Raw genomic sequence first — 18,671 nt, 5'->3', positions numbered from 1 at the left:
ACGCCGACGCGCTGCAGCCGCTGAGCAACCGCGGCGTGCGCGTGCTGGACGCGGCGGCGCTGGCGGCGCTGCTGCCGGCCGGCCATGCGGCGCTGGCCTGGCTGGCGCCAACGCCGCAGGAGCCAGCCGATGCGGCGTAACACTCCCCCCCAGTTGCTACTCGACCTGTCGGAACTGGTGCGCCATGACGCCCGCTCCGGCGTGCAGCGCGTCACGCGCGGCCTACTGCAGGCGTTGCTAACGACGCCGCCGGCCGGCTACCAGGTACGTCCGGTGTACGACGCCGGCGGCTATTACGCCTACGCGGTGGCCGGCGCCGACGGCCGCTATGCGCCCGCCGCCGTCGGCGAGGAACAGCCGCTGCAGGCGGCGCCGGGCGACCGCTTCTTCGGACTCGACCTGGCGCTGGAGGCGGTGATCCGCAACCACGCGGTGCTGCAGGACTTGCGGCAACACGGCGTGGCGCTGCACTTCTTTATCCACGACCTGCTGCCGCTGCGCCATCCGGAATGGTTCGAGGCCGGCCTGGTGGCCGTGTTCGGCGACTGGCTGGCCATGCTGGCGGCGCTGGCGGACGGCTTGGTGTGCAATTCGCGCGCCACCGCCGACGACCTGCTGGACTGGTTGGCGGCGGCGCCGCCAATGCGCCCGCTGCCGCTGCTGGTCGGCTACCTCCATCTGGGCGCCGATGTCGACGCCAGCCAGCCTAGCAGCGGCGTCAGCGACGACGAGGCGGCGTTGCTGGCCACGCTGCGGGAACCGGCGCCCACGCTGCTGATGGTCGGCACGCTGGAGCCGCGCAAGATGCACGCCCAGGCGCTGGACGCGCTGGAGTTGCTGTGGCGCGACGACAGCGCCGCGCGGCTGGTCATCGTCGGCAAGCCCGGCTGGCGCACCGAGGCGCTGGCGCAGCGCCTGCGCGCCCATCCGGAACAAGGCCGGCGGCTGTTCTGGTTCCCGCACGCAAGCGACCAGTTGCTGCAGCAACTGTACGGCGCCGCCAGCGGCCTGCTGGCCGCCTCGCAGGCCGAGGGCTTTGGCCTGCCGCTGATCGAGGCCGCCCGCCACGGGCTGCCGGTGATCGCGCGCGAACTGCCGGTGTTCCGCGAGGTCGGCGGCGAGCACGCTTGGTATTTCCAGGCCGACGACGGCGCCGCGCTGGCGCGGGCGCTGCGCCAATGGCTGGCGCTGCAAGCGGCCGGGGCTGCGCCGCCGTCGACCGGCATGCGCCAGCTGGGCTGGCGCGACAGCGCCGCGCGCCTGCACGCGGTGCTGGACGGTCACTGGTACGCCAGCGCGCCGATCCTGCTGGCCTGAGTGTTACCAACCGTTACCAATATTGCTGATTTCGCAAGCTGAGACTATACTGCCATGCTCGACTATTCTTGACTGTCTCCCGTATGCTGCCACCGTCGCCGTGTTCCGGCACCCTGACCAAACACGGTCTGCCGCTGCTGCTTTGCATTAACCTCGCGCTGCTGCTGTTTTATCTGACCATCGTCTATCAGTTGCTGTTCCATTCGGACTCGGCGGTAAAGAATCTGCTGGCACAGGAAATCGTCGATACCGGCCAGTACTTCCCGCGCGACTGGAATTTCGTCAACGGCGACTTGTGGGTGCTGTTCACCCACACCAGCATCGCCCTGATGTTGACCCTCCTGCCCAACGGCTTCCCGCTGCATGCCGCCTCCGACATCCTCACCGCGACACTGATTGTCGGCGGCAGCTGGCTGCTGACCGGTATGCTGCAGCAAACCCGCAACGCCCGCCTGCTCAGCCTGTGCGTGATCACCAGCGGCATGTCGCTGATCATGGCTGAACATATTTTCGGCCAGGCCGCCTACGGCATGACCTACGCTTTCGCCTGTTTTCTGCTGTACAGCTACTGGTCGCTGAGCCAGTCAAACGGGACCCGCGCCTGGCTATGGGGCGGCGCCACCGTGCTGCTGCTGGTGCTGGTATTCTGGGGTAATCCGCAACGCGGCCTGATCGTCTATGGCCTGCCGCTACTGGCCGCCGGCTTGGCCCAGCAAAGCTGCGCGTGGCAGACCGCGCGCGCCGCGCAACAGGCGGTCTCGTGGCGCCAAGCGCGCCTGCTCGGCATGGTGCTGCTGGCCTGCGCCGCTGGTGTCGCGCTGAACCGCTACACGCTGCTTTATACCAGCACCAACCAGGGGCTGTCGCTGGTGCAATGGCTGGACTTCACCGACATGGTGCAGCACATGCTGGCCACCGTGCGCGGCGTGCTGAAGCTGTTCGATGGCTTGCCGCTGATCGATACCAAGGTGGCGTCGGTGTTCGGCGTCTACCAGGCGCTGCGCATGGTCACCGCGCTGCTGCTGCTGCTGCTGCTGCCGTGGGCGCTGTACACGGCGCTGGCGCCGCAGGGCGGCGCGCGCCAGCTGGTGCTGGTGTTCACGGCGACGTCGCTGGCGATCAGTCTGGTACTGCTGGGCTCGACCTCGCTGGCCGACATTAGCAGCGCCGAGGCGCAAGAAGGATCGGTGCGCTACCTGGTGCCGACGCTGCTGCTGCTGCTGCTGGTGCTGGTGAGCGTGGTGTTCGAACGCCGCCCGACGTCGTTGCCGCCACTGTCGCCGACACTGCGGGTGGCCGGCATGGCAGCGGTGCTGGTGCTGGCCACCAGCGGTCCGACCAGCTATCTGTATTTTTACGCCAAGCACCGCAAGCTGCCAATGCACGGCCTGGTGGTGCAGACACCCGACCGCCAGTTGCTGAATTTCCTTGAAGCCGAGGGCCTGAAATATGGCTACGCCCGTTTCTGGAACTCCGGCAAGATGACGGTGCTGAGCGGGGGCGCGGTCAAGATCCGCCAGGTCGGCTTCGAGCGCGGCCTGCCTATGCCGTCGCGCAATCTGGCGTCGGACCGCTGGTACCGTGCCGACGCTTGGCACGGTGAAAGCTTCCTGATGCTGCGTGACAGCGAACTGGCCGGGGTCGACCTGAATGCGCTGGCCCAACTGGCCGGCACGCCGCGCACGCTGCGCTTCCAGGATTGGCTGATTTATGTCTACCCGGTTAATCTGGCCGCGCGCCTGCCATCCTGGGATATGACGCTGCATCAACCGGTGCATTACCCGGCCGACGCCCAAGCGCTGCACGTGATCGGCAAGGTGGAAGGCACACCGCCTGCGCTGGTGGCGCAGGCGGGTGAGGCCGGCACACTGTACTTCGGACCGATGCGCGAAGTCAAACGCGGCAGCTATCTGGTCACCTTTGACATCGACGCCAACGGCGGCAGCGGCGGCAGCTTCGGCAAGCTCGACGTCGCTACCAACGCCGGCAACACCATCCATGCGCAACAGGAAATCATGACCGCCGGCCGCCAGCGCATCACGCTGCGCTTCAGCACCGAGCATCCGCTGGGCATGCTGGAATTCCGCGTCTTCAGCAGCGGTCGCGGACGACTGGCGATGCATGGTGTCGATATCGTGCGCGCGCCTTCGCGCTGAGCGCAACGCTACAATTAGAGCGACAACACAACACAGCGCGGCCACCGAGCCGCGCGGGAGAAAGAATCATGCAAGCAGTAACCAACACCGCGGCGGCGCCGCTGATCTCGGTCATCATCCCGGTCTACAAGGCCGAGAAGATGCTCGACGAGCTCTATACCCGCCTGCGCGACGCCCTGACCGAGGTCAGCCCGCACTTTGAAATCGTGCTGGTCGAGGACTGCGGCGGCGACCGCTCGTGGGAGGTCATCGAGCGCCTGGCGCGGGCCGACCCGCGGGTGATCGGCCTGCAGTTCTCGCGCAATTTCGGCCAGCACTACGGCATCACCGCCGGCATGGACCAGTGCCGCGGCGACTGGGTGGTGGTGATGGACTGCGACCTGCAGGACGCGCCGGAGGAAATCCCGCGGCTGTACGCCAAGGCCCAGGAAGGCTACGACGTGGTGCTGGCGCTGCGCGGCCAGCGCCAGGACCCGCTGCTCAAGCGCGCCGTGTCGTGGCTGTACTACCGCACCTTCAGCTACCTGGCCGACCTCGACATCGACGGCGACAGCGGCAACTTCCGCATCATGTCGCGCCAGGTGGTGAAAAACTTCGTGCGCATGCGCGAGCAGTTGCGCTTCTTCGGCGGCCATGTGCAGTGGATGGGCTTCCCGACCACCGGCATCCCGGTACAGCACGCCGCCCGCGCCGAGGGCAAGTCGACCTATACCTTCGCCAAGCTGTGGCGGCTGGCGATGGACACCATCCTGGCCTATTCCGACAAGCCGCTGCGCATGGCCGCCAAGCTGGGCCTGGGCATGGCGGCGCTGTCGCTGGTATTCGGCGTGTACCTGCTGCTGCGCTCGTGGCTGCACAGCTCGCCAGTGCCGGGCTGGAGCAGCCTGATCGTCTCGCTGTACTTCATCGGCGGCCTGATCATCGGCATCCTCGGCATCCTCGGCATCTACCTCGGCAAGGCCTTCGACGAAACCAAGAAGCGGCCGCTGTACATCGTGCGCCGCGCCACCCCCAACACCGTGTTGCGCGACGACTGAAAGGACCTTATGGACATTGCCCTCTCCCCGCTCGACCATGAGCGTTTCGGCGTCATCACCGCCAAGGCCACGCTGACCACCGCCGACAGCGCGCCGGCCGCCGGCGCCTGGTGCCGCGCCCACGGCGCGCAGATGCTGATCGCCCGCGTGCCGACCACCGCCGTGACGCTGGTGCAGCAACTGGAACGCCAGGGCGCCTTCCTGACCGACACCCTGCTGTACTACAGCCGCAAGCCATTGACGGCGACGGCGGCGGCGCTGCCGGACGGCTACCACTGGCGCCTGGCGACGGCGGCCGACGCCGACGCGGTGGCGACGCTGGCGGCGCTGACCTTCACCGGCTACGCCGGCCACTACCACGCCGACGATCGCCTCGACCCGGCCGCCGCCGACGCGGTCTACGCCGACTGGGCCGCCAACTCCTGCCGTCACACCCAGGTGGCCGATGCCGTGCTGCTGATCGAGCACGATGGCCGGCTGGTGGCCTTCGCCACGCTCAAGGACCGCGGCGCGGCGCTGCTCGAGGGCGTGTTGTTCGGCGTGCATCCGGACCACCAGGGCCGCAAGCTGTACCAGGCGCTGATGCAGCAGGCGCAGCACTGGGGCAGCGCGCACGGCTTCACCGCCATGACTGTCTCGACCCAGGTGGTCAACCTGGCGGTGCAGAAGGTCTGGTGCCGGCTCGGCTTCGAACCCTCGTCCAGCTACTATACCTTCCACCAGTGGTTGGGAGAACGCGCATGAACTATCTGTACATCGTCGCCACCATCGCGCTGACCGTGTTCGGCCAGATCGCCATCAAGATGCAGGTGACCAAGGCCGGCGCGCTGCCGGCCGACGCCAGCGACAAGCTGTGGTTCCTGATCAAGCTGCTGCTGAACCCGTGGATCATCGCCGCCTTCGCCGCCGCCTTCCTGGCGTCGGTGACGTGGATGGGGGCGATGAGCAAATTCCAGCTGAGCCATGCCTACCCGTTCATGAGCCTCAATTTCGTCATCGTGCTGGGCCTGAGCGCCTGGCTGTTCAATGAACCGATGTCCCTCACCCGCATGGCCGGCGTGGCGCTGATCTGTATCGGCACCGTGGTGGCCGCGCAAGGCTAAGGAGCCCATAATGCATCCGATTCCCTTCAACAAACCCTTCATGACCGGCCGCGAGCTGTGGTACATCGCCCAGGCGCACACCAACGGCCACCTGTCCGGCGACGGCCAGTTCACCAAGCAATGCCACGCGTGGCTGGAGCGCACGACCGGCACCCGGCGCGCGCTGCTGACCCACTCGTGCACCGCCGCGCTGGAAATGGCGGCGCTGCTGGCCGAGCTGGCGCCGGGCGACGAGGTCATCATGCCGTCCTACACCTTTGTCTCCACCGCCAACGCGTTCGTCATGCGCGGCGCGGTGCCGGTGTTTGTCGACATCCGTGCCGACACGCTGAACCTCGACGAGACCAAGATCGAGGCCGCCATCACGCCGCGCACCAAGGTGATCCTGCCGGTGCACTACGCCGGCGTCGCCTGCGAGATGGACACCATCATGGACATCGCCCGCCGTCATAACCTGATCGTGGTGGAGGACGCGGCGCAGGGCATCATGTCGACCTACAAGGGCCGGCCGCTGGGCACCATCGGCCACATGGGCGCCTATTCCTTCCACGAGACCAAGAACATCATCGCCGGCGAGGGCGGCGCGCTGCTGGTCAACGACGCGGCGCTGGCCGAACGCGCCGAGATCATCCGCGAGAAAGGCACCAACCGCAGCCAGTTCTTCCGCGGCCAGGTCGACAAGTACACCTGGGTCGACATCGGCTCGTCCTACCTGCCGGGCGAGGTGATCGCCGCCTTCCTGTGGGCGCAGATGGAGGAGGCCGACCACATCACCGCGCGCCGCCTGGCGCTGTGGGACCACTACCACGCCGCGCTGGCGCCGCTGGAGGCCGAGGGCAAGCTGCGCCGGCCGATCGTGCCGGACGGCTGCACCCACAACGCGCACATGTATTACATCCTGCTGGACTCGCTGGAGCGGCGCACCCGAGTGCTGGCCAACATGAAGCAGCAAGGCGTCAACTGCGTGTTCCACTACGTGCCGCTGCACAGCGCGCCGTATGGCGTCAAGCACAGCCGCCACCACGGCGATATGCGCCAGACCAACGCGCTGTCCGACCGCCTGCTGCGCCTGCCGTTGTGGGTGGGGTTAGAAGAGCATCAGGCGCGCGTGCTGAGCGCTTTGCGCGAAGCGCTGTAAAGCGACGCGGTCCGGGTTCAGAGCGAACCCGGACCGCGCGGCATCAGACTTTCGGCAAGCCGCCCAGCAGGAAGGCCAGCCTCGGCTTGGCCTTGGTGATGGCGTTGCCGGCGGCCGGCGCCGCCGATGGCGCGGCCTTGGCCGGCTCATACGGCTTGAGGAACCACGGATCGATCTTGTCGCGGCGCGGCGGACCGCCGGCGCCGAGGCTGCGCGGCGGCCGTTCACCACGTTCACCACGCTCGGCCGAACGGCCGGCCGGGGCGCGGCCCAGATCCTCGCTGCGGCGCGGGCGGCGTTCGCCGCGCTCGTCGGCAAAGCTCGGCGCCGGATGGAAGCCCTGCGGCTCGGCGCGGGTGATGCTCTGCTTGGTCAGCTTTTCAATGTCGGCCAGCAGGCGCTCGTCCTTGTCGCTGTAGATCGAGATGGCGTCGCCCGAGGCGCCGGCGCGGCCGGTGCGGCCGATACGGTGCACATAGTCCTCGGCGTTGTACGGCAGGTCGTAGTTGATCACGCACGGCAGGTCGGAGATGTCGAGGCCGCGCGCGGCGACGTCGGTCGCCACCAGGATATCGATCTCGCCCTTTTTAAACGCGTCCAGCGCCGCCATCCGTTCCTGTTGCGTGCGGTCGCCGTGGATCGCCACCGCCTTCATGCCCTCGCGCTCCAGCTCGCGCGCCAGGCGCGACGCGCCCAGCTTGGTGTTGGAGAAGATGATCACCTGCTTCAGCGCGCGCTGGCGCAGGATGTGCGCGGTCAGCGCGTGCTTCTGGTGTTCGGCGACCTTGTACACCACCTGGGTGACGGTGTCGGCGGTCTTGTTGGCGCGCGCCACCTCGATCGTCACCGGGTCGGTCAGGAAGGTGTTGGCCAGGCGCTTGATTTCCGGCGAGAAGGTGGCCGAGAACATCAGGTTCTGGCGCTGCTTCGGCAGCAGGTTGATGATGCGCTGCAGGTCCGGCAGGAAGCCCATGTCCAGCATCCGGTCGGCCTCGTCCATGACCAGCATCTGCACCTGGTTGAGCGCGATGTTCTTTTGCTCGACGTGGTCCAGCAGCCGGCCCGGGGTGGCGATGACGATTTCCACGCCGGCCTTCAGCGTCAGCGTCTGCGGCTTCATGTCCATGCCGCCGAACACCACGGTCGAGCGCAGCGGCGTGTGCTGGGCGTAGGCCTTGACGTTCTCGGCCACCTGCACCGCCAGTTCGCGGGTCGGCGTCAGGATCAGCGCGCGCACCGGATGACGCGCCGGCGAGGTGCTGCTGCTGGCGTGCGCCAGCAGCATCTGGATGATCGGCAGCGCGAAGCTGGCGGTCTTGCCGGTACCGGTCTGGGCCGCGCCCATGACGTCGCGCCCGCGCAGCAGCACCGGGATGGCCTCGGCCTGGATCGGGGTCGGGTGCTCGTAGCCCTGCGCGCTCAGCGCGCGCAGGATATCCGGCGACAGGCCGAAGTCGGCAAAACGGACCGGGGCCGGCGCGACGGCGGTCGGCTCGGGGGCGGGGAAAGTGGAGGTTTCGGTATCGGACATAATGTGGACGGATGGTGAAGCGCCGTAAACTATACCCTAATTTCTGGCAACTGCGCTAAAAAAGCACAGCTTGCGCCGCGTTTTATTGCATCCAAGACATGTATAATGTTCACTTACTCACACCCCACACGACTGCGCGTCCCATGCTTGCCGACCTAACGGCGCTTTTGCGCCGCTTGCTACTTCTTTGCCTGCTGCTGGGGCTGACCGCCGCCCAGGCCGCACCGGCCCCCTCGTTGCGCTTCAAGAAACTCGGCCCGCTGGGCGCCGACGATCCGTCGATGCTGTCACTGTTGCAGGACCGCAAGGGCTTTGTGTGGGTCGGCACCCACACCAACGGCCTGTACCGCTACAACGGCTACCAGGCGGTCAAGTACAGCCACGACCCGGCCAATCCGCGCAGCCTGCCGCACGACCGCGTCTCGGCGCTGTTCGAGGACCACCGCGGCCGCCTGTGGGCGGCCACCCAGAACGGCCTGGCGCGCTTCAACCCGGACACCAACGACTTCACCACCTTCACCACCGCCAAGGCGCCGAAAAACCACCGCATCGTCAAGAACATCATTGCCGACGGCAAGGATGGATTGTGGATCGGCAGCTGGGGCGGGCTGCAGCACTTCAACCCCGACAGCGGCACCTTCGACGCCGTCTACGCCCACGACGAGCGCGACCCCGACAGCCTGGCCAGCAACGACCTCAACGCGCTGGCGCTGGACCGCCAGGGCGGCCTGTGGATTGCCACCTGGCCCGGCGGGCTGGACTACCTGGCGCCCGGCGCCACCCGCTTTCGCCACCACCAGGTCGATCCGGCGCCGCGGCCGGACCCGCGCGTCAACATCGTGCGCGCGCTGCAGTTCGACCGCGACGGCGCGCTGTGGATCGGCACCGAGTCCGGCGTGATCCGCTGGGACGGCCGGCGCGACTGGGCCACGCGCGCGGCCGTCGCCTCGCCGGCCAGCCGCATCACCAACTTCGGCCTCGACAACAAGGGCGTGCTGTGGTGCACCACGCTGTCGGCCGGGCTGCTGCGCTGGAACGCCGCCGACGGTGCCTTCGACCAGTTCGTGCACGCCGCCGACGATCCGTACAGCCTGCCAGGCGACAATCTGCGCGCGGTGATGCAGGACCGTGGCGGCATGCTGTGGATCGCCTCGTTCACCGACGGCATCGCGCTGGCCAACCTGAGCAGCGAAGGCTTCACCCGCCATGTGCCGTTCCGCATCGACAGCCGCTCGGCGCCGGCCAGCAACGCGCTGCTGAGCCTGGCGCGGGCGCCGCAAGGCCGCATCTGGCTGGGCGGCAACGTTGGCATGAGCTTGTACGACCCGGCCAGCAGCCGGGTGGTGCGCAGCTACCACGCCGACGACAAGACGCCGGGCAAGCTGTCGCACGCCATCGTCTACAGCCTGTACCAGGACGACGCCGGCAAGGGCCCGCTGTGGCTCGGCACCTCGAACGGCCTGAACCGCCTGGCGACGCCCGACAGCCCGTTCCAGGCCATCCACTTCGGCAACACCGCCAGCGACTACATCAACGCCATCGCGCCCGGCGCCGGCGGCGTGCTGTGGCTGGCCACCGGTAACAGCCTGATCCGCTATGAGCCGCAGACCGACGCCCGCAAGATCTACTACAACGACCCGCGCGACCCGGACTCGCGCAGCGTCAACGGCACCTCGGCGGTGCTGGAGGACCGCCAGGGGCGGGTGTGGGCCGGCTCGGAATGGAATGGCGGCGGGCTCGACCTGCTGGACCCGGCCAGCGGCCGCTTCCGCCACTTCCGCCACGCGGTCGACGACCCGGACAGCCTCAGCGACGACAACATCGCCAGCCTGCACGAGGACGCGCGGGGCCGCGTCTGGGTCGGCACCGGCAAGGGGCTGGACCTGGTGGTGACCCAGCCGGACGGGCGCATCCGCTTCACCCACTACGCGGCGGCGATGCGCGCGGCCAAGATCCTCGCCATCCAGCACGACCTGGACGGCAAGATCTGGTGCAGCACCATCGCCGGCCTGTACCGGCTGGACCCGGCCACCGGCGCGGTCCAGCTGTTCACCGCCGCCGACGGCCTGACCGAGGGCTTCACGGTCAACTCGTCGGCGCTGGGGGCGGATGGCACGCTGTACTTCGGCGGTGTGCATGGCATGACCGCCGTGGCGCCGGCGCGGGTGAAGACCAGCTCGGTGCCGCCGCAGGTGGCGATCACCGACATCACCGTCTTCAACCACTCACTGCAGGACAGCCAGCCGGCCGGCAACGTGCGCGCCGACGGCCCGGTGACGGCGCCGACCGCGCTGACGCTGTCGTCGCAGGCCTCGGTGTTCGCGCTGGAATTCGCCGCGCTGCACTACACCGAGCCGTCCGCCAACCGTTACGCCTACCAGCTGCAGGGCTTCGACACCGACTGGGTGATGACCGACGCCAGCCATCACGTGGCCAGCTACACCAACCTCAACCCCGGCCACTACGTGTTCCGGGTCAAGGCCGCCAACCACCTCGGCGTCTGGAACGAGGTGCCGGCCACGCTGGACATCACCATCACGCCGCCGTTCTGGCAACGCTGGTGGTTCCGCGCGCTGCTGGCCGGCCTGGTGGTGGGCGCGCTGGCGCTGGCCTACAAGATCCGCATCGACCGGCTGACGCGCCACCAGACCGAGCTGGAGCAAACGGTGGCGGCGCGCACCGCCGAGTTGGAGGAATCGAACCACAAGCTGGCGGCGCTGAGCATGACCGACGGCCTGACCGGGGTCAGCAATCGACGCGGCTTCGACCTGGCGCTGGAAGCCGAATGGCGGCGCGGCGCGCGCAGCGGCCAAGGGCTGGCGCTACTGATGCTGGACGTCGACTACTTCAAGAAATACAACGACCAGTACGGCCACCTGGCGGGCGACGCCGCGCTGCGCACCGTGGCCGGGCTGATCACAACGCACGGACGCCGCACCGGCGATCTGGTGGCGCGCTACGGCGGCGAGGAATTCGCCTTGCTGGCCAGCGCCACCGACGCCGCCCACGCGCTGGAGCTGGCGCAAGGCATCTGCGCCGAGCTGGCGCGGCAGGCGATGCCGCACGCGCAGTCGCCGTTTGGTATCATGACGGTCAGCATCGGCGTGGCGGTGATGATTCCGCAGGAAGACAGCGCGCCGCGGCAACTGGTGGAGCGCGCCGACCGCGCCCTGTACCAGGCCAAAGCCCAAGGACGCAACAACGCGCAACTCGCGCCAGCCTGAATGAACAACAAGTGAACCACGACGACCCGCCACCCCAACCACCGGAACCGCCGGCGCCGGGCGACTGCTGCCACAGCGGCTGCGCCTACTGCGTGGACGACCTCTACCAGGACGAGCTGGACCGCTACCGCGCCGCCCTGCAAGCCTGGCAAGCCCGCCACCCCGATGTCAAACCCGGGTGTCAGGTCTGACATTCGCACACAAGCCCAGCCTTAGGCTAGAAGGCTTCCCACGCGTCGTCGCCGACGCGCTGCTTGACCGGTTGCGGTTGCTTCAGCACGGCGCGCGGGGCGGACGGCCGGACCCGGGCGATGGCCGCCGCCGGCGCCGGGACCTTAACCTGCATCGGCATCGGCGCCGGTCGCGCTAGCGCGACCGCCAACCGCTTGAACACGCTCACCACTTCGCTCAGCAGCGCCGCCTCCACGGCCGCGTTCAACGCCAGAATATTGGACTGAAAGGCGATGCCGTCGACTACCGAAATAATGTCGACGATCTTGCGCGACGACGCGTTGATCGACGCCATCGTGCCCACCACCTCGCCGCCCTTCTTCGCGATGCCGGACGCCGACTGCGCCAGCTGGTTGGCCTGGCGCGCGTTGTCGGCGTTTTGCCTGACGGTCGAAGTCAGCTCCTCCATCGACGACGCGGTCTCCTCCAGCGAGCTGGCCTGCTGCTCCGTGCGCGACGACAAATCCTGGTTGCCGCTGGCGATCTGCGACGACGCCGTGGCGATGGCGTCCGGTTTCGCAGGCGCTCCTGACGTCGATCGCGCGCGTCAGATCGCCATCGGCCACATTGCGCGCCAGCGACACCGCCTCCCGCAGCGGCGCGGCGACTATGCGCGCCACCCACAGCGCCAGCAACATACCGACACCGATATTAATCAGCAATAAAACCAGCGAAGTCACGCGCGCGCTCTGGTAGACGCTGGACGCCTGCGCGCTGGCGAACTCGGTCGCCGTGGCGTTCTCTTCCGGGCTGGAAATCAGCTTCTCGTAGCTGTCGCGATGTTGTCGCTGCAAGGACAGCGCGCCGTTCATGCGTTTTTCGTAGTCGGCCATGGCGGCCGCGTCCTCGGTGAGCAGATGCGACAGCTCCCAGCGGCGCAGCTCGCCCACGGCGGTGCGCAACTCCATCACCGCGCGCACACTGGGCATCCAGTTGTCGGCCAGGTCGGTCGAGGCCTGGTTGACGCGGTTCATCGAGAGCATATTGCTGATGTCCAGGATCAGGGTCAACAGCATGACCGCGCCGAACGACACGATCAGTTTGGTGGCTATTTTCAGATCATAAAACCATTCATGGCTCATCTCCTCATCACCGCGGCGAACTGCCAGTATGCGACGATGTGAAGCACCAAGCCAGCGCCGCGCGGTGCCTGTATTTTCCAAGCAACAACGCGGCGCCGGGACCCGCTTACAGCTTGCCGTTCAGCGTCAGGAACAGCTGACGTGGCGCGCCGGTGAGCAGCGTCTGCGCCGTGCCGGCGGCGTCGCTGGCCTGGAAGCCGTTGGTGCCGATGGTGCTGATGTACTGCTTGTCAAACAGATTAGTCACGTTGAGTTGCAGCGACAACTCTTTCGCCCAGCCCAGGGATTTGAGCTTGTAGCCGGCCGACAGATTGGCCACCCAGAAGGCGTCCACGGCGTTGTCGTTCAGGTAGGTGTAGTAGCGCTTGCCGGTGTACTTGGCGCCGACGCGGGCGAAGAACGGGCCGCCTTCATAGCCCAGCTCGGTGTTGAACAGCTGGCGCGGCGAGTTGACCACGGTCTTGCCGCTGACCGCGACCAGCGTCGTGCCGTCCTGGTAGTTGGACTTGTACTTGGAGTCGTTGTAGGTGTACGAGTTGAACCAGCTGAACTCACGGTTGAACTTCCACACGGCGATCGCTTCCGCGCCCTTGGTGTCGACCTTGCCGACGTTGACGAAGGTCGACGGGCAGCCGACGATGCCGGCGCAGGTGGCCACGCTCAGCTGACGGTCGTCGAAGCGCGCGTTGTACAGCGCCACCGAACCCTGGAAATTGGCGCGCTTGAAGCGGTAGCCGAGGTCGATGTTGGTCGAGGTTTCCGGTTTCAGGTTGGCGATGCCGGCATCGTAGGCGGCCTGCGTCTGCGAGAACGGACCGGCGACGCCCGGCTGGAACGCGCGCATGTTTTTCGACGCCGAGCCGAACACCTCGTCGTCCTGGCTGAGGGCGTAGTTGAAGCCGGCCTGCGGCAGGAATTTCTTCTCGGCGGTCAGCTCGCCCGCCGCGCGGGTGCCGATCAGGTTGCGAGCCGAGATGTCGACATCCAGCGACTTGAAGCCGGCGTTGATCTTCAGCTTGCCGTCCATCAGCGCCAGCGTGTCCTGCAGGTAGTACTGGGCGGTGTTGGTGACGAAACTCTGGCGCCAGTCGATGCGGAACGGGTTGCTCAGGTAATACATGGTGTCGCCCGGACCGGTCACGCCGTAGTAGGCGCGGGTGGCGGTGTGATTGCTGCGCTCGCCCCACAGGCCGGCGCTGATGGTGTGGTCGCCGATTTCCCAGGTCAGGTCGCTGATGATGCCGTCGCGGCCGATGGCATACTCGGTGGTGCGCAGCGAGATCGGGTTGGCGGCGTCGGTCGGCACGTACGGCGTGTACCAGTGGCCCTGGCCCTTGTTGTCGTGGTGGTAGATGGAGGTCTTCAGGTCGACGCCGGTGGCCAGGTTCAGGTCCAGTGTCAGGCCGCCCAGCGTGTCCTTGCGCAGGCCGCCGGCCGAGTAGTAAGCGTCGTCGAGGCTGGTGACGCCGCCGCTGTAGACGCCCCGCGCGGCGTTGACCGCGCGCTGCCAGTCCGGCTGGTAGTTGTCCCAGTTGTAGCCGAGGCGGCCGATCATTTCCTTCGACAGATCCTGGTAGTCGATTTCCTTGCGGTCCGAATAATTGACGAAGCCGGTCAGGCTGTTGCTGTCGCCAAAGTTGTAGACGAAACGGCCGTTCCACTGATCCTGATCCTGGCCGCCCTCGCCTTTCCACTTGTCGGTGCGCTGACGGGTGCCGCTGATGAAGGCCTTGACGGCGCCGTTGATCAGGCCGGTATCGGCGCGGACGAAGGTACGCGAGGTGGAGTCGCTGCCGAAGGTTTGCGCGAAGGTCAGGCCGCGCGCGTCGGTCGGCGCCAGCGTGAAGAACTGCACCGTGCCGCCCAGGTTGCTCGACGAGGCGGTGCCCAGCGCGCCGGCGCCCTGCGACACCGAGACGCTGCCGATGTTTTCGGCCGAAATGGCGCGGCTGATGTGCAGGCCGTTGTTGTTACCGTAGCTCATGTCACCCAGCGGAATGCCGTCCAGCGTGTAGCCCAGCTGGTTCTGGTTGAAGCCACGGATACTGAAGCTGGTCGACCACTCGTAGGCGCCGAACGGGTCGGACGACTGGAAGTTCACACCCGGCAGTTTTTCCAGCACTTTGAGCGGGCTGGTGCCCGGCAGCGCTTCGGCCAGGTCGTCCTTGTTGATGTTCTGCACCTGGCGCGACTGGCCGCGGCCGGTGATTTCCACCGTCTGCACCGGGCCGGCCATGGCGGCCACGGTGGCGTCGTCGGCGACGGTGGCGTCGGCTGGAGCGGCGTAGGCCTGGCAGGCCAGCGCTTGCAGCACCAGCAAGCACAAAGGTTTCAGAGGGAAGCGCTGGGACATGGTCATTATACTTTCTTGCTAGGTTGGTGGAAAATCAACTAGCAAGATTGTAGGAATAGCAGATGACGGCGCGATGACGCCCGCGTGACATCTTGATGACGCGACAACACCTCGGCCGCCGCGGCGGCTATCCGGTCCGAACGGCGCCGCTTAGGTGGCTGGCAAAGCGCAGCAAATCTTCCGGCGGCACCGGCTTGGCGATGTGGTAGCCCTGCAGGTAATGGCAGCCCATCTTTTCCAGGATGGCCGCCTGGCCGCCGGTCTCGACGCCCTCGGCCACCAGTTGCAGCCCGAGGCTGTGGCCCATGGCGATGATGGCGTGCACCAGGCTGTTGCTGCGCTCGCTGTGCTCGATGTCCATGACGAAGGCGCGGTCGATCTTCAGCGTGTTGAGATGGAACTGGGTCAGATAGCTGAGCGACGAATAACCGGTACCGAAGTCATCCAGCGAAATGCCGACGCCCAGCGCGCGCAGCCGGCCCAGCACGGCCTGCACATTGGCGGTGTCGTCGATCAGCACGCGTTCGGTCAGTTCCAGCTCCAGCTGGTGCGGCGACAGGCCGTTGTGGATCAGCGCCTGCGACACCAGTGTGACGAATTGCGGATCGGCCAGTTGTCTGGCCGAGACGTTGATGCTGATGGTCACGTCGTCCAACACGCCTTTTTTCCACGCGCCGACCTGGCGGCAGGCCTGCTCCAGCACCCAGGTGCCGAGCGCGATGATCATGCCGCTGTCTTCCGCCACCGGGATGAAGCGGTCCGGCGAAACCGGCCCCAGCAGCGAACTGTTCCAGCGCAGCAGCGCCTCCACCTTGGTCAGCTGGCCGGTGTGGGCGTTGGTGATGGGCTGGTAGACCAGGTAGAACTCGTTGGCCTCGATGGCGCCGCGCAAGGCGCCGTCGATTACCAGGCCGTCCTTGGCGAAAGCGTTCATGGCGTCGTGGAAGGTGCGCAGCTCGCCGCGGCCGGCCTTCTTGGCCTCGTACATGGCGATGTCGGCGCTGCGGATCAGCGTGTCGCTGTCATCGCCGTGCTGCGGGTAGCAGGCGATGCCGATGCTGGCCGTCACGCGCAGCGCGTGGTACGACACCTCGAAGCCGCTGGCCATGGCGGCCAGGATGTCGTTGGCGCAATCGGCGGCCATCCAGCCGGCGCTGCCGCGCGCCAGGTCGGGCAGGACGACGATGAACTCGTCGCCGCCGAAGCGGGCCAGCACGTCGTCCGGGCGCAACAGATGTTGCATGCGGCCGGCGGCGGTGCGCAGCAGCTCGTCGCCGGCGGCGTGACCGAAGGAATCGTTGACGCGCTTGAACTTGTCCAGATCGATGAACAGCACGGCGCATTCGCGGCCCTTGCTTGCCGCTTTGGCAATCTCCTGCGTCAGCCGGGCCGACAGCGCGTGGCGGTTAAACAGGCCGGTCACCGGGTCGACGCGGGCGGCCTGATACAGCAGATCATCCTTTTTCTTGCGCTCGCTGATGTCCAGCAGCTGGACCAGGCAGTACAACTGGCCGCGTTCGATGTATGGCGAACCGAGCAGCTCGACCGGCAACTGGTTGCCGTTACGCAAGTTTAGTACGGCGGTATCGGTGATCGGATATTGGACATCCACGGCGGAAAAGCGCTCAAAATACCGGTCGACCATCTCGTGGGTCAGGCCGGGCAACAGGTCGCTGCTGTGCAAACCGATCAACTCTTGGGCGCTATGAAAGCCCAATAATTTCGCGCAGCGTTCGTTGGCGACATGGATATGGCCGCGCCGGTCGCGGATCAAAAAGCCATGGCTGAGGCTATCGATGGTGCGGGCGTAACGCTGCTGGATTTCATCCTGCACCGCATAAATCAGGCCCAGCATGGACGCCACCTTGAGCACGCTGGTGCCGACAAACCACACGCCATACATTTCCGGCCCCAGGCTGGCGGCGCTCAGCAGATTAAATCCACCGCGCAGCATCAGCGTTAATCCCAGCAAGCGATAGCGATCATGGACACTTATTAACCTGGCGCCGATCCATAACATCAGAAAACCTAAAGCGGTGGCGCTGCCCGGCACCAGCCAATTATTATTGAACCACCACAGAAAATAGAACATGCCGCTGGCGATAAAGATACCCGGCACCAGCCAGCGTGCTTGCCGCTTTTTCAGGCGGCCGATAAAAAACTGCGTTCCGGCCCAATAACCCACCATGCCACCGCTTAAAAAGAAGGCGCACAGATATAACTGCCATTGTAAGGAAAGCGCGTGGCCGGCTTTAAACCAGACCAGGCCGCCGGCCATCACCGATAACTGGCCCAGCCCCCAGAAAAGCGCATGCCTTTCCTTACGCTGCATTAGCCAAAGAAATACCAATAACACACTCAATATAGCGTCGGCGGTAAATTCCACCACCATGGCTGTGAGGTAGTTCGGATCTGCGCTCATCGGCATCGGCGCCGGGTGGCGCTGTTTGAAAGTGACCGTCCCATTGTATGCCGAACTCCTTTCTCATGCCAGTAATTGGCACATACCCACCATTTTTCAGCTTGATTCCCTAAAGAAACAACGAAATTGCAAGACTCCACATGATGATCGCGATGGCGCCGTCCAACATCCGCCAGGCAGTCGGTCGCGCAAATAGCGGCGTCAAATAACGCGCGCCGAGTCCCAAAGCGCTAAACCATATCGCCGAAGCCAACATGGCGCCCACCGCAAAATAGACGCGGCCATTACCCGGCTGCTGCCCGCCGATCGAACCTAATAAAACCACGGTATCCAGATAAACATGGGGATTTAAAAGACTGAAGGCCAGCATCGCCGCGATCACGGTCTTGCGGTCCGGCGCGGTGTTATCATCACTAGCATTTATCGCCGATGGATAAATCGCCGAGCGCAGCGCGCGCAATCCATACCAGAATAAAAATCCGGCGCCAGCTATTTTTATCCAGAATAACAGACTGGGTGCCTCGGTAATTAGCCGACCCATGCCGGCGACGCCGACGGCAATTAACACCACGTCACAGATAATACAAATGGCGATACACGTTAAAACAAATTCACGCTTTAACGCCTGCCTCAGCAAATAGGCGTTTTGTGAACCAATGGCAACGATCAAACTGCCGCCAAGACCGATGCCTTTCAAAAAAGCCGTGGCTTCCATGAGCTGCTCCCGTGCAAAAAACGCCAAGATTACGGCCCCGGGCAAGATAAGTATAATTAATATTATTTTCCAATTATTAGGCATGCTAATGAGCCGCGTAGACTACCGGGGACTGGCCGCGCTGGACGCGGTGATTGATCATGGCAGTTTCGACAAGGCCGCCGCCGCGCTGTCGATCACCCAGTCGGCGGTGTCGCAACGCATCCGCATGCTGGAAAACAGTGCCGGCGAACTGCTGGGGGCCTCGAAAAACCGGCCCGGCCGTGGCATGATGTCAGCGCATCAACCTTGACGACTCTGCCATGATGAAACCCAACCTTTTTGCTGCGCAGGAGCGCGAAGCCAAGCTGACGAAGCTGGGC

General features: G+C 65.8%; 13 protein-coding genes and 2 pseudogenes. 9 read left to right on the top strand and 6 right to left on the bottom strand.

Annotated features, from left to right (window positions below):
• Positions 1-129 precede the first annotated feature (129 nt).
• The 6 genes from GTP44_RS25790 to rffA all read left to right on the top strand — a co-directional run bounded on the left by GTP44_RS25790 (position 130) and on the right by rffA (position 6,751).
• Entirely contained in the window at positions 130-1,317 is a 1,188-nt protein-coding gene (locus GTP44_RS25790; protein WP_161021656.1) for a glycosyltransferase family 4 protein, read from the top strand.
• 68 nt (positions 1,318-1,385) lie between these two features.
• Entirely contained in the window at positions 1,386-3,473 is a 2,088-nt protein-coding gene (locus GTP44_RS25785) for a hypothetical protein (RefSeq protein WP_161021655.1), read from the top strand.
• Between the two features lie 68 nt (positions 3,474-3,541).
• Complete coding sequence (locus tag GTP44_RS25780; protein WP_161021654.1) at positions 3,542-4,510, top strand: glycosyltransferase family 2 protein; 969 nt, start codon at positions 3,542-3,544, stop codon at positions 4,508-4,510.
• A 9-nt stretch (positions 4,511-4,519) separates the two neighbouring features.
• Complete coding sequence (locus GTP44_RS25775) at positions 4,520-5,254, top strand: GNAT family N-acetyltransferase (protein WP_161021653.1); 735 nt, start codon at positions 4,520-4,522, stop codon at positions 5,252-5,254.
• Positions 5,251-5,613, top strand: coding sequence for a DMT family transporter (locus GTP44_RS25770; protein WP_161021652.1), 363 nt, complete (start codon positions 5,251-5,253; stop codon positions 5,611-5,613). The genes GTP44_RS25775 and GTP44_RS25770 overlap by 4 nt, the downstream gene beginning before the upstream one ends.
• 10 nt (positions 5,614-5,623) lie before the next feature.
• Positions 5,624-6,751 (top strand): dTDP-4-amino-4,6-dideoxygalactose transaminase, encoded by a 1,128-nt coding sequence (gene rffA, locus GTP44_RS25765; RefSeq protein ID WP_161021651.1) that lies wholly within the window; start codon positions 5,624-5,626, stop codon positions 6,749-6,751.
• Between the two features lie 43 nt (positions 6,752-6,794).
• On the opposite strand, the gene GTP44_RS25760 is transcribed toward rffA, so the two are convergent.
• Positions 6,795-8,282, bottom strand: a complete 1,488-nt coding sequence (locus GTP44_RS25760) for a DEAD/DEAH box helicase (RefSeq protein ID WP_161021650.1) — start codon at positions 8,280-8,282, stop codon at positions 6,795-6,797.
• Between the two features lie 176 nt (positions 8,283-8,458).
• Between GTP44_RS25760 and GTP44_RS25755 the strand changes: the two genes are divergently transcribed.
• The gene (locus GTP44_RS25755) at positions 8,459-11,506 is read left to right on the top strand and encodes a ligand-binding sensor domain-containing diguanylate cyclase (protein WP_229257088.1); all 3,048 of its coding nucleotides are present in this window, start codon (positions 8,459-8,461) and stop codon (positions 11,504-11,506) included.
• Between the two features lie 11 nt (positions 11,507-11,517).
• On the top strand, positions 11,518-11,697 hold the full coding sequence (locus GTP44_RS25750; RefSeq protein ID WP_371867332.1) for an oxidoreductase-like domain-containing protein: 180 nt from the start codon (positions 11,518-11,520) through the stop codon (positions 11,695-11,697).
• A gap of 26 nt (positions 11,698-11,723) precedes the next feature.
• Here the strand turns inward: GTP44_RS25750 and GTP44_RS27890 are convergent, their stop codons facing one another.
• The 5 genes and pseudogenes from GTP44_RS27890 to GTP44_RS25730 all read right to left on the bottom strand — a co-directional run bounded on the left by GTP44_RS27890 (position 11,724) and on the right by GTP44_RS25730 (position 18,309).
• The gene (locus GTP44_RS27890; protein WP_267875264.1) at positions 11,724-11,852 is read right to left on the bottom strand and encodes a hypothetical protein; all 129 of its coding nucleotides are present in this window, start codon (positions 11,850-11,852) and stop codon (positions 11,724-11,726) included.
• A gap of 57 nt (positions 11,853-11,909) precedes the next feature.
• Positions 11,910-12,753, bottom strand: a pseudogene (locus GTP44_RS28425) (methyl-accepting chemotaxis protein); the annotation flags it as partial.
• Positions 12,754-12,925: 172 nt separating this feature from the next.
• The gene (locus GTP44_RS25740) at positions 12,926-15,178 is read right to left on the bottom strand and encodes a TonB-dependent receptor (RefSeq protein WP_229257087.1); all 2,253 of its coding nucleotides are present in this window, start codon (positions 15,176-15,178) and stop codon (positions 12,926-12,928) included.
• Positions 15,179-15,299: 121 nt separating this feature from the next.
• On the bottom strand, positions 15,300-17,360 hold the full coding sequence (locus GTP44_RS25735) for a putative bifunctional diguanylate cyclase/phosphodiesterase (protein ID WP_229257086.1): 2,061 nt from the start codon (positions 17,358-17,360) through the stop codon (positions 15,300-15,302).
• 343 nt (positions 17,361-17,703) lie between these two features.
• A complete protein-coding gene (locus GTP44_RS25730; RefSeq protein ID WP_161021647.1) occupies positions 17,704-18,309 on the bottom strand; it encodes a LysE/ArgO family amino acid transporter in 606 nt (201 codons plus the stop codon).
• An 88-nt stretch (positions 18,310-18,397) separates the two neighbouring features.
• Here GTP44_RS25730 and GTP44_RS25725 point away from each other — a divergent pair.
• Positions 18,398-18,547 (top strand): annotated as a pseudogene (locus GTP44_RS25725) (LysR family transcriptional regulator); the annotation flags it as partial.
• Between the last annotated feature and the right edge of the window lie 124 nt (positions 18,548-18,671).

The sequence above is a fragment of the Duganella lactea genome (genome assembly GCF_009857505.1).
GTDB classification, from domain to species: domain Bacteria; phylum Pseudomonadota; class Gammaproteobacteria; order Burkholderiales; family Burkholderiaceae_D; genus Rugamonas; species Rugamonas lactea.
The sequence above is the reverse complement of the archived record's forward strand: the minus strand, read 5'-3'. Positions and strand labels throughout refer to the sequence as shown.